Source organism: Mycobacterium sp. 236(2023) (assembly GCF_029623955.1).
Lineage (GTDB): Bacteria > Actinomycetota > Actinomycetes > Mycobacteriales > Mycobacteriaceae > Mycobacterium.
Genome location: NZ_JARSBP010000017.1, coordinates 29,337 through 40,909 on the forward strand (window position 1 = coordinate 29,337; position 11,573 = coordinate 40,909).

Annotated in this window: 7 protein-coding genes and 2 pseudogenes; 7 read left to right on the forward strand and 2 right to left on the reverse strand. The window is 62.2% G+C overall.

From position 1 onward, the window contains the following. Positions 1–34 precede the first annotated feature (34 nt). Genes P9A17_RS32910 through P9A17_RS32920 form a run of 3 tightly spaced genes read left to right on the forward strand, consistent with a single transcriptional unit; the run spans position 35 to position 4,091 of the window. Positions 35–1,486 (forward strand): aldehyde dehydrogenase family protein, encoded by a 1,452-nt coding sequence (locus P9A17_RS32910; protein WP_278043019.1) that lies wholly within the window; start codon positions 35–37, stop codon positions 1,484–1,486. Continuing rightward, on the forward strand, positions 1,483–2,646 hold the full coding sequence (locus tag P9A17_RS32915) for an NDMA-dependent alcohol dehydrogenase (RefSeq protein ID WP_278043008.1): 1,164 nt from the start codon (positions 1,483–1,485) through the stop codon (positions 2,644–2,646). The genes P9A17_RS32910 and P9A17_RS32915 overlap by 4 nt, the downstream gene beginning before the upstream one ends. 29 nt (positions 2,647–2,675) lie before the next feature. Further along, positions 2,676–4,091, forward strand: coding sequence for a wax ester/triacylglycerol synthase family O-acyltransferase (locus tag P9A17_RS32920; RefSeq protein WP_278043009.1), 1,416 nt, complete (start codon positions 2,676–2,678; stop codon positions 4,089–4,091). 2 nt (positions 4,092–4,093) lie between these two features. Here the strand turns inward: P9A17_RS32920 and P9A17_RS32925 are convergent, their stop codons facing one another. After that, positions 4,094–4,888: a 1-acyl-sn-glycerol-3-phosphate acyltransferase gene (locus P9A17_RS32925; protein WP_278043010.1), complete on the reverse strand. Its 795-nt coding sequence runs from the start codon at positions 4,886–4,888 to the stop codon at positions 4,094–4,096. 348 nt (positions 4,889–5,236) lie between these two features. Between P9A17_RS32925 and P9A17_RS32930 the strand changes: the two genes are divergently transcribed. Together P9A17_RS32930 and P9A17_RS32935 are read left to right on the forward strand one after the other, a co-directional pair. Beyond that, on the forward strand, positions 5,237–6,367 hold the full coding sequence (locus tag P9A17_RS32930; protein WP_278043011.1) for a dihydrodipicolinate reductase: 1,131 nt from the start codon (positions 5,237–5,239) through the stop codon (positions 6,365–6,367). Between the two features lie 587 nt (positions 6,368–6,954). Then, a pseudogene (locus P9A17_RS32935) lies at positions 6,955–8,133 on the forward strand (Fic family protein). Positions 8,134–8,329: 196 nt separating this feature from the next. Here the strand turns inward: P9A17_RS32935 and P9A17_RS32940 are convergent. Then, the gene (locus tag P9A17_RS32940; protein WP_347403873.1) at positions 8,330–8,716 is read right to left on the reverse strand and encodes an STAS domain-containing protein; all 387 of its coding nucleotides are present in this window, start codon (positions 8,714–8,716) and stop codon (positions 8,330–8,332) included. A gap of 570 nt (positions 8,717–9,286) precedes the next feature. On the opposite strand from P9A17_RS32940, the gene P9A17_RS32945 reads away from it, so the two are divergent. Together P9A17_RS32945 and P9A17_RS32950 are read left to right on the forward strand one after the other, a co-directional pair. Next, positions 9,287–10,009 (forward strand): GAF and ANTAR domain-containing protein, encoded by a 723-nt coding sequence (locus tag P9A17_RS32945; protein WP_278043013.1) that lies wholly within the window; start codon positions 9,287–9,289, stop codon positions 10,007–10,009. A gap of 1,360 nt (positions 10,010–11,369) precedes the next feature. Continuing rightward, a pseudogene (locus tag P9A17_RS32950) lies at positions 11,370–11,573 on the forward strand (ABC transporter permease); the annotation flags it as partial.

Consider the following 11,573-nt stretch of genomic DNA (forward strand, 5'->3'; position numbering starts at 1 on the left):
ACAAGGACACATAAGCGTGGCACACGAATCCCGCATGCTCATCGACGGCAAGCTCGTCGAATCCGAGACAGGCCGGCAGTTCGACAACATCAACCCCGCCACCGAAGAGGTGATGGGTGGCACCGCCGATGGGTCGCGTGCCGACATGGAACGCGCGATCGCCGCGGCGCGGCGCGCATTCGACGAGACCGATTGGTCGCGCAACGGGGCGGCCAGGGCGTCAGGTCTGCGGCAACTGCAGGCCGCACTGGAGGCAGAAAAAGAGGACCTGCGGGCGGAGTTGATCGCCGAGGTCGGGTGCCCGCTGCTGAGCACATTCGGTCCGCAACTCGACGTACCGCTCAAAGAAGCATTGAGCTGGCCGGCGGACATGATCGATCAATTCCCCTGGAAGCGTTCACTTCCCGACAAAGACGCGTTCGGCATGGGTACGCCGGCCACCCGCGAGGTGTGGAAAGAGCCGATCGGGGTCGTCGGCGTCATCGCTCCGTGGAACTTCCCCTTCGAGATCATTCTGAACAAGATCGGCCCGATCCTCGCCATGGGCAACACGTGTGTGCTCAAGCCTGCGCCCGATACCCCGTGGAATGCCACCCGGATCGGCCGGATCATCGCCGAACAGACTGACATCCCGCCTGGCGTTATCAATATCGTGACCTCCTCGGATCATCTTGTCGGCGAGGTGCTGTCGACCTCTCCCCTGGTCGACATGGTGGCCTTCACCGGGTCCACCGCAACGGGACGACAGGTGATGAAGTCCGCCGCCGAGACCGTCAAGCCGACCTTCCTCGAGCTCGGCGGCAAGTCCGTGTATCTCGTACTCGACGACGAAGGCGACATCAAGAGCTCGGTCGGTGGAAGCGCGTTCATCTCGATGCACGCGGGCCAGGGGTGCGCCATGCCCACTCGCCTACTTGTTCCGAACTCCCGGTACGAGGAGGCGGTCGAAATCGTGAAAGTGGCGATGGAGAGGAACAAGTACGGCGATCCCACCGATCCGTCGATCCTGCAGGGGCCACAGGTCTCCAAACGACAGCAGGACCGCGTCATGGGATACATCGAGAAGGGCAAACAGGAAGGGGCCCGGCTCGTCACCGGCGGCAGTATCCCCAAACACCTGCCCAAGGGGTACTTCGTCGAGCCCACGGTGTTCGCCGACGTCGACAACCGGATGACCATCGCGCAGGAGGAAATCTTCGGACCCGTGCTGTCTGTCATCGGCTTCGACAACGATGACGATGCCGTGCGCATCGCCAACGACTCGATCTACGGGTTGTCCGGGGTCGTCTTCGCCAGCGACCTGGAGCGCGCGAAGAGCGTCGCCGCCCGCATCCGCACCGGCACACTCGGCATCAACGGCGGCCTGTGGTACGGCGCCGACGCCCCCTTCGGCGGCTATAAACAATCCGGCATCGGTCGCCAGTGCGGTATCGAGGGCCTCGAGATCTTCACCGAAACCAAGACAGTGGGGTGGCCGGCATCATGAAGTCCCGGGCAGCAGTGCTACGCGGTGTCGGAATCGACTGGGAAGTCACCGATGTCGACCTTGATCCACCTCATGCCGGCGAGGTCCTCGTCAAAATGGCCTACGCGGGCATCTGTCACTCCGATGAGCACTTCTACACCGGCGACAGCGTGCCGAGCAAAGACATGGAGGAACTCATGCGCGCCTCGGGCGTCACGGTGCCCGAGTGGTTCCCGATGCTCGGCGGGCACGAAGGATCCGGCGTCGTCGAAGAGGTCGGGCCGGAGGTCAAGACGCTCAAACCTGGTGACCATGTTGCCATTTCGTTCTTCCCCGCGTGCGGAAGCTGCCGGTGGTGCGCTACCGGGCACACCTATCTGTGCGATGTCGGCGCCGATATCTACGACAAGGCGATGACGACCGACGGCACCCGGCGGCGCCACCTCGGAGACGAGGATCTGATGGCCATGATGCAGGTGGGGACGTTCTCGGAGTATGTCGTCGCGTCGGAACGGTCCCTGGTCAAGATCAATGATTGGATTCCGTTGGAAGCGGCATCCCTCGTGTCGTGCGGTGTCACGACGGGGTTCGGATCCGGATCGGTGGCTGCCGGGACCGAACCCGGCGACACCGTCGTCGTGATCGGGGTGGGCGGCATCGGGATGAACGCCGTACAGGGGGCGAAAATCGCCGGCGCCAAACACATCGTCGCGGTCGATCCCAACGAATTCAAACGTCAGATCGCGCCGACGTTCGGCGCCACCCACACCGCCGCCGACGCCGCAAGCGCCGTGGATCTCGTCAAGGGGATCACCTGGGGTGTCATGGCGGATCGGGTGGTTCTCACTCCAGGCGTCGTTCCCCCGGATCTGGTCCTGGTCGCGATGATGATGCTCAGGAAGGGCGGCACTTGTGTGCTGACCGGCATGGCGAAAGTCAGCGACATGATGGTTCCGCTGATCCTGCCCGACATGGTCAGTTCCTGTAAGACGCTCAAGGGCGTCCTTTACGGCGAGATGAACCCCAGAGACGCCATGCCCAAGCTGTTGTCCATGTACGAGGCCGGCACGCTCAAGCTCGACGAGCTCGTCACACAGAAGTACAAACTCGACGACATCAATGAGGCGATGCGGGATTTGCGGGCGGGCAACAACATTCGCGGAGTCATCGCTTTCGAATAGCGATTGCCAACTGACGACGGGAGAGCCTCGTGATCCGGCTCAGCGGGTGGGACGCGTCGATGCTCTACTCCGAGACTCCGACCGTCCACATGCACACCCTCAAGGTCGCGATCATCGACATGGAAGGTATCGGTCAGCATTACGGCATCGAGGAGTTCCGGCAGGTCGTCGCCGGAAGGCTCTACAAGCTCGACCCGTTTCGGTTTCAGCTCATCGATATCCCGCTGCGGTTCCATCATCCGATGTGGCGCGAAAACGCACAGATCGACCTCGAATACCACGTGCGGTCCGTCCAGGTGGCCGCACCCGGGGGACGCCGACAGGTCGACGAGGCCGTCGGCGAGATCGCAGGCACACCCCTGGACCGCACCCGCCCGCTGTGGGAGTTGCACCTGCTTGAGGGTCTGGCCGGCAATCGAGTCGCCGTCGTCGGCAAGGTCCACCATGCACTCGCCGACGGTGTCGCGGCCGCGAACCTACTGGCAAAGGGCATGGACCTCAGTCTGGGCGATGACGACGACCCGGATCTGTATCGAGACGAACCGGTTCCGCCGCCCACCGCACTCGTCGCATCAGCCCTACGGGACCATCTACGGCAGATCGCCAGGATTCCGTCGGCGGTGCGATACACCGCCGACGGGATCAGGAGGGTGCGTGCGAGCAGCAGAGCCCTCTCCCCCGAGCTCGCGTGGCCTTTCACCCCGCCACCATCGTTCATCAACCACAAACTGGATGCGAGAAGACGTTTCGCTACCGCGACGTTGTCGTTGAGCGATGTCAAGCACACCGCATCAACGCTGGGTGTGAAGGTCAACGACCTCGTTCTGGGGCTGGCCGCAGGTGGTCTGCGCGCGCTGCGTCTGCGCTACGACGACGACGCCGAGCATCCGCTGCTCGCCTCCGTGCCAGTGAGCTTCGACATGTCACCAGACCGCTTGTACGGCAATCGTTTCAGCGGCATGCTCGTACCATTGCCCAGTCACATCGCCGACCCCATCGAGCGCTTGAAGGCTGCGCGTGCGGCAGCGCGAACAGCGAAAGAGAATCACCGGTTGCTCGGACCGGAGCTGATCTGCCGATGGTCGGAGTACCTGCCGCCCGCGCCCGCCGAAGCGCTGTTCAGATACTTAGGAAATCGGGACAGTCGCAACAAGATCTTCACGCTCCCGATCTCGAACGTCATCGGTCCGCGCAAGCGAGGACGTGTCAACGGACGAGTCGTCTCCGAACTCTATTCGGTGGGACCGCTCACTGTCGGCAGCGGACTCAACATCACCGTCTGGAGCTACGTGGACCAAATCAGCATCTCGGTGCTCGCCGATGGGCTCACCGTAGGGGATCCACACGACCTCACCGAAGCCATGGTCGAAGACTTCATTGCGATTCGGCGCGCTGCTGGACTGTCCCCGCACCTCACCATGCCTGAAGGAGTCATGGCCCCCTGACCTCATCCCAGGACAGGGAACCGCCGCGCCCGGGCGAGATCGTCGAGTGCAACCTGCATGGCAGCGCGCACGTGCTCGTCGACCTCGGCGATGTCGGGGTCTGGCCCGAAAGTCGCCTCGATATCGATGGGAGGCAGGACTTTCGTGACGATCTTGGTGGGCAGTGGCACGTTGATCGGGAACGCCGTCAAACCGAAGGGGGCTCCGACGGAGATAGGCACGATCTTGACCCGCATGAGCTTGTCGACCCGCAGGACCCGCGCCAGACCCGCACCCCTGGTCAGGTAGATCTGATTTTCCTGGCCTCCGATGGAAACCATCGGCACGATCGGGACCTTGGATGCCAGTGCTGCTTTGACGTAACCGGTGCGACCGCCGAAATCGATGGTGTTACGTGCGGAAGTCGGCCGGTAGGCATCGTAGTCACCGCCCGGGAACACGACGACGATCCCGCCGGAACCCAGCGCGGCCGAAGCACTCTCATGGCTGGCAGAGATGAATCCCGCACGTGACAGGAGCTGGCCGATCGCGCCTGTCACGAGCATGTCGTGACTGAGGGTGAAGATCGGCCGGGTGTAACCGAACTTTTCGTAGAAGGCGGTGGCAAGCACCGGGACATCGAGCGCGAAGAGGCCACCAGAATGGTTCGACACCACCAACGCACCACCATCCGGAAAGCTCTCCAGCCCGCTGGCTTCGGCGCGGTGATAGGCCTTCACGAACGGCCTCACCAGTTGCATGGCCCGCTCGGTGAATTCCGGATCCCATCGAGTCACCTCGGCGTGTGCTTCGCTCATGATCGCCCTTACGAATTCGCGGTCGTTCGCTCAGTCTGTAGTATGAGAACCACTATTTGCAACTTTGTATTTTAATCATTCTCATGGAAGCATCGGCCGCACTGCGGCGCGGGGTGTATCAAGCGAGACCTGCGTACGATCAGCCGCGTTCCGACAGCAGAAGACGGTCGGATTCTACTGCAGCACATCATATCTGATCGATTTTCGGCTAGTCACGACAGCACGCTAGGTCGCACCCAGACGACGATTGTCTCTGCACAATCGGGGTTTGATCGCGCAGAGCATGGGCTAGCGTGCATAGGTCGGCACGCTGCAACCGATTCACTCCACTCGCGAGAGGTGCACGCCATGACCCGTTCCTCTGAAGGAACGCACGCGCCTCGGCGCGTCGCCCACGTCGGCACCGGCATGACCGGAAGCGTGGCGCTGCGAGCCATCATCGACGACCCGGCGCTCGATCTCGTCGGGCTCAAGGTGACCTCGGAATCGAAGGTCGGCACCGATGCAGGCCAGTTGTGCGGTCGACCCGCCACAGGCATCGCCGCCACCGAGGATGTGGCCGCGGTCCTGGCCGCCCAGCCAGACTGCGTCGCCTACTGCGCCACCGCGGTCAGACGCGAAGACGAGGTGATTGCCGACATCGTCGGCTACCTGAGGGCCGGCATCAACGTCGTGACGATCTCCGCCATTCCGATGGTGTATCCGAGTGCGGCGCCCACCAAATGGCGAGAGCCGATCGAGAAAGCCGCCATCAGCGGCGGTTCGACGTTCTACGCAACTGGTTGCGAACCCGGCTTCGTGAGTCTCAATCTGCCCACCGCACTGCTGGCCGGCGCTGGGGCCGTCCACGCCTACCGGATGGACGAGTACGCCCTCGACCTGGACCTGTCGTACCCGATCTGGGAGGTCCTTCACGAATCGATGGGCTTCGGCAAGCCTGACGGCCATGTGCCGGTCCGCATCGCGGTCGGCAAAGTGAGCGATGACTGGGAACCAGTGGTGCGCTACATAGCGGACGTGCTGCGGGTGACCATCGACAACGTCGCGCTGGAGTGGGAAACGGTATTGGCCCCCCACGACCTGGACACCGCCCTCGGTGTGATCGCCAAGAACACGATCTGCGGACACCGCTGGCAATTGGCGGCAATACATGACGAACGGCCTGTCGCATCGGTGCAGTACTTCGCAACAGTGACCTCCACGCCGTGGCCCGAGAATTGGCCACGCCCAGCACAACCCGGCCAAGGCGGCATGGTCTTCCGCATCGAAGGAAATCCCAACATGACGCTCGACCTGCGGCTCGACCCTTCCCCCGACGACGCCACGAACCCCGGTGTCACCGCCACCGCGATGGCTGCGGTCAACGCAATCCCGGCCGTCATCGACGCCCCACCCGGGCTGCTGCCTGAACCGCTGGCCGGCCCCTCGATTGTCACTCGGCAGACGCGCCGTCGAGACGCACTCTTCGACAATCGGTGATTCGCCGGCAGGACCCGTCTGACCGAACCGCCAGCGGTGACCCGGCAGTCACCACAGGCACGCTCGGCGCGAGCGTCGCCGACACCAACCATGGGCCGTTCTAGCCTCGTTGTTGGCTTTGGCCCCATTCCGGCCCAACCGGCAACCAGCAACGATATTTGAAACGACCTGCGACGGCAGAGAACTAGCCACTGACCTGGAGTGATTTGTGGTGGTCCCGGCTGGGTTCGAACCAGCGACCTTCCGCGTGTGAGATGGCTTGAGGCATAACAGGTTTCCGTTCTTGCTGGTCAGGGCAGTGCAGAATAGCCGAATTGGACCCCTCAGAGCACCTGTTCTGAAAGTTTGGCCCCATTTTGGCCCCATCAAATGGGGATCAAATTTGGGGTGACGTCCCGCCCTGCTGGAAGAAATTCAGCGATCTCCTTCTAATACTCCCCCAAATGGGCAAGAACGGCGTTCGGTCCACCTTATGGGGCCGGATGGGGCCAGTCGCAAGCGTGAGGTCGACAGCTGATGTCCAGTGCTGTCGATAGCATCACTTAATGCGCTAAGTGATGCTGTCTTGAAGCTGTGGCACCACCGCGCTGACGTACGAGACGTTGATCTGGGGTGTACCCGTTGAAGCAGGTTACGGACTCGCGGACCTGCGCGCGGCACAGCGTCAGGCCGGGGAGAAGCAGCGATTCCGGCGTCCATCGCCGAATTAGCCGTCACACTCCCGGCCGCGGTACTGGCAGACGCCGAGGAAGCAAGCAATGAAATCACTCGGTTCGACGCTGAGCTCGGAGATGAGATTGCGGCTTTTTCCGTGGTCTTGCTGCGATCCGAATCGTCAGCGAGCTCCAACATCGAGAATCTGACCGCATCAGCACGCGCCATCGCCGAAACCGAAGCCCTGGGTGACACCGGCCGGCGCAACGCCGCACTGATCGTCTCTAACACCGAGGCTATTAAAGCGGCCGTTGCTTTGGCCGACCAGCTCGACGAGAACGCGATCCTTGTCATGCACGCCGCGCTGATGCGTGACAGCGACCGGTCCCGCGCCGGGCAATGGCGTAGTGAACAGGTCTGGATCGGTGGCGGAACGTTCGGCCCCCGAGGCGCTGACTACATCGCTCCTCACCACTCGCGCATCCCTCGCACGATTGCGGACCTACTTGATTTCACCCGCCGCTCCGATGTGCCCGCGCTCCCCCCAGGTCGCGATAGCGCACGCCCAGTTCGAAACCATCCACCCCTTTACGGACGGAAACGGCCGTACCGGACGAGCTCTCACCCAAGCGATGCCGCGCCACAAGCAGCTCACCCGCCAGATCACCGTCCCCGTCTCTGCCGGCCTACTCACCAACACCGACGCGTACTTCGACGCACTCGGCGCTTACCGCCAGGGCGACGTCCCTCCGATCGTCGCGCGCCTGTCGGAAGCATCGCTGCTAGCCGTTGTCAACGGCCGACAACTCGTTGCCGAGCTCAGATCTATTCGCGAGTCGTGGAATTCGAAGGTCGCTGCCCGGCGTGACTCAGCGGTGCATCGCGTCGCCGACTTGCTCATTAAGCACCCGGTCTTGAATGCGAGATTCCTCTAGCGCCAGCTGGACATCAGTACGGGGAACGCTCGCCGATACATCGACCCATTGGTAGAGGCAGGGATCATCGTCGAGTTCACCGACCGGTCACGCAACAGAGCCCGGCGCGCAGCCGAAGTGCTGAGGGCTCTCGACGCATTCGCGGCGGGGGCCGACCGCCGCAACCCTTCGAACTAGCGGCATGAGTTACATTTCGATCCGCTCGAGCCAGCGCCCCGGCAGAGGCGTGCTTGCACGCCACGAGCGATGCTGCCGATTGCGCCAATTCCCGAGTTCCCGCTTCGGTGCTTCCCAGCCCCATCTCTACGACGCAAATACCCCGCAGACATTCGGCAAGCGCATAGAGCGCCCACTTTCTTGACTGCTCAGCAGCTCACCGGTTATCGAGAACCGCGTGAGCCTCACCTATCGTGGTGCACACCCGTACGTCGCGATCGACGGCGGTGAGGGTGATGGGCCGGCGTGTCGCTGGGCCGGCAGCCACCACGATGAGCGCCGTCGATTCACCCGCCTTCCGCTGCGCCTTGACCAGCGCCTCCAAGCCCGCCGATGCCAGAAAGCTCACCTCCGTCAAATCGATGATTAGCCCGGAGAGGGTCGTGTCCAGCACGGAGTCGACGTACTGAGTGAAGGTCGGCGCGGTCAGCATGTCCACGGCGCCCGATACACGCAAGACCACCGTTTCGCTACCGACTTCTGAGCTGAATGTGAGTCCTCCGCCATGCGGTGAACCCGCAGACTGCACCATCAGTGACCACATCCTCGCTGACTCGTCGGTAAAACACCGACATGCACCAGCGAGCGACTCTGCTGCACCCGTTACCGACGAGTAACTATCTCACGCTGGCGACGATGAGGAGCTCAACGCCTGTCAACTGACGCGGCGCGGGCCGCGAATCCATCAAGCCTGTGACATCAGTGGTCTCCAGGACACCTAACCTTGACTCGAATGGCTGTGGTGACCCGTCAGGAATAATGAACAAGAAGTTCAGTAGGATCGAAGAGGTGCCGGGCTCCGCTCAGACACCAGCGCGGAACTCCCCGACCAGCTCAGAATCAATCGATGCTGGGGACTCAACATCGGTCAGCAGTCGGGGAGCTCCGCTCGCAAGTTCTTACCCATCAACGCAACACTTGACCCATCGAACTTGCGACTCAGATCGCCAGGGCCCCGGCGGCACGTTCGCACTGCTGCGTCGCTCGCGGCAGTGGGCGAGGGTACTTGCATGCCTTGCCCCCAAAGAAGGCCTCGGCTGTTCAGCGGTGTAGGCGTGCGAAAATCTGCCCGACGCGGATCGTCGACGAGATGTGGCAGATAGGAGGACGGCTGTTGAACACCCCGGCCGGCGTGACCGACAACCACGACATTGTGACTGCAGTGCGCGAATCCATGGCGAAGGTGGTGCGAGAATTTGCAAACCCCCGCACCGTAGAAGCCACCCTGGAATCGATCACCGCCGCCGCAACGACCTTGATCGCCGACATCGACAGCGTTGACGTGCTCCTCATCGACGAAGGCGGCGGCTACCGCTCGGTGGCGCCCACCTCTGCGCTGGCCAGCGACATGAGTCGCCTCCAACACCGCCTCGGCTACGGCCCCTGCATCGACGCCGCGGTCGGCGAAACGTTGGTGCTCAGCCACGATCTCAGCAACGACCAGCGTTGGCCCGAATACACCAGGGCTGCGGTCGCCGCGGGCGCCCGCAGCGTCATGTCGCTGCAGCTTTACACCCATCAGGGACGGCCCAGCTGCCGAGCTGCGCTGAACCTCTTCAGCCGCTCCCCCAACGCATTTCAACCAGAGAGCCAAGCGGCAGCAGTAACGCTGGCCACCCATGGGGCATTAGCGCTCATCGCCCACGACCGCGAGGCGCAGTTCCACTCAGCACTCGCCAGCCGCGACACCATCGGGCAGGCCAAAGGAATGCTGATGGAACGATTCACTATCGACGCCGTCCGAGCATTCGAACTTCTGGTCAAACTGTCTCAAGACACGAATACCAAAATTGTCAACATCGCCGCTCAGATTGTCGCGGCAGGCCCTGAACGCTAGACGGGAACAGAAACATCTCCATCACCGGTGAACCTTTCCATTACTCCTGCGGCAGACCGAACCGGCGGCGATCGAAGTCGTGGGTACTTCTCTCAGCGTTGAGTCGGGTTCGGGTTAAGTCCGGAAAAGGCACTCCCCAAGATTTCGGAAGTGCCTTGGAGTCGGGCCAGGCTGGGAGGATTTAAACCTGCGACCACTTGACCCCCTGTCGGACAGTGCTCGAATTCAGCTGTCTCGCAACGGCTCTCGATACCCATCGACCAGCGAAAACCGTCTCACGCCGTCTCGCACCGCTTCCGTGAGTTCGTACCCAGTTGTGACGGACGTGGTGAGAACGCACCGTCCTCAGGGCATTTCGGTCTGACGTTCGACTGGATTTGCTGAGTACTGGATTGGCAGCGAATCGCCGGACACGCAAGCAGGAAAGATGAACCGCCTGCCCCCACACAGCCAGGACCGGGCAAGTCCCGTGAACAGGCAGTTTAGCTGTCGGAATGCAGTGTAGCTGGCGTGGTTGGACACGCGACTGTCGTCGGCGTTGTCGTCAGATTTGTGGTCACTCGCCCACCTGCCGAGACGCGTCCGCAACAATCCGCGGGAGATTAACTCGGGTTTGTACCTCTTATACTTCGCCGACGCAGTAGCAGACGCGACACCGGATGCGTCGCAGCGTGCGGAGACACTCGGCATTTCAGGCTCAATGCGTGCCGTTGATGGGTTGATCGAAGGGGCGGTGGATCACGGCAGTCTTTCGTAGTCGAGCAACTCGCTGGCGCTTCACACCTCGCGCGCGTATTGATTCAGCGAACGGAGGCGTCCGCCGTCACGCCTCTGAGCTCCGCTACAGCGGACCTATTTGGTCTTCGTTGACGGAACCCCGCGGAGTGGCCTCAGCAGGATCGACCATCTCAGACGCCGCACAAATTAACAATAAGACAGAATCTGCTTCTGTGTATCGCTGCGGCGGTCGACCTACGTAGAACGAACGATGAGAACACGCCGATCCCGGCTAGCGACTCCGCTGGAGCAATACAACTTCCAATCCAGAGCCGACGCGGTTTCCACGTGCACACAGCGGACGGTCTGCAAGCGCATTGTCAATGGAACATATGTTGCTATATTGTTCAGTGCGTAGGTGACCCGGATCACGAAAGTGGGTCCGCCTATCCGAACTGAAACGCGTGCCGTTTCCCGACGCCTTCACGCTCCATCGGAAAGGTCCATACTTTGCTGACAAGCTACGTCAGGCACTACGAGGTCGCGTGAAGTGATCACCGACGCGCGGCCCGGTGCGCCTGAGTTGTCCGCAGCTGATCGGTGGACGACGGGTATCGCGTTGCCGAATGGTTTGTCGGGGGCGATGCAGGCTGTCGGCGGGTTCTTCTCGATGTCGCTGGATGCGGTGCGTTATGTGTTCGTGCGGCCGTTTCAGTGGCGTGAGTTTTTGGAGCAGTGCTGGTTTGTGGCCAAGGTGGCGATGGCGCCGACGTTGTTGGTGGCCATCCCGTTCACGGTTCTGGTCTCGTTCACGTTGAACATCCTGCTGCGCGAGTTGGGTGCGGCG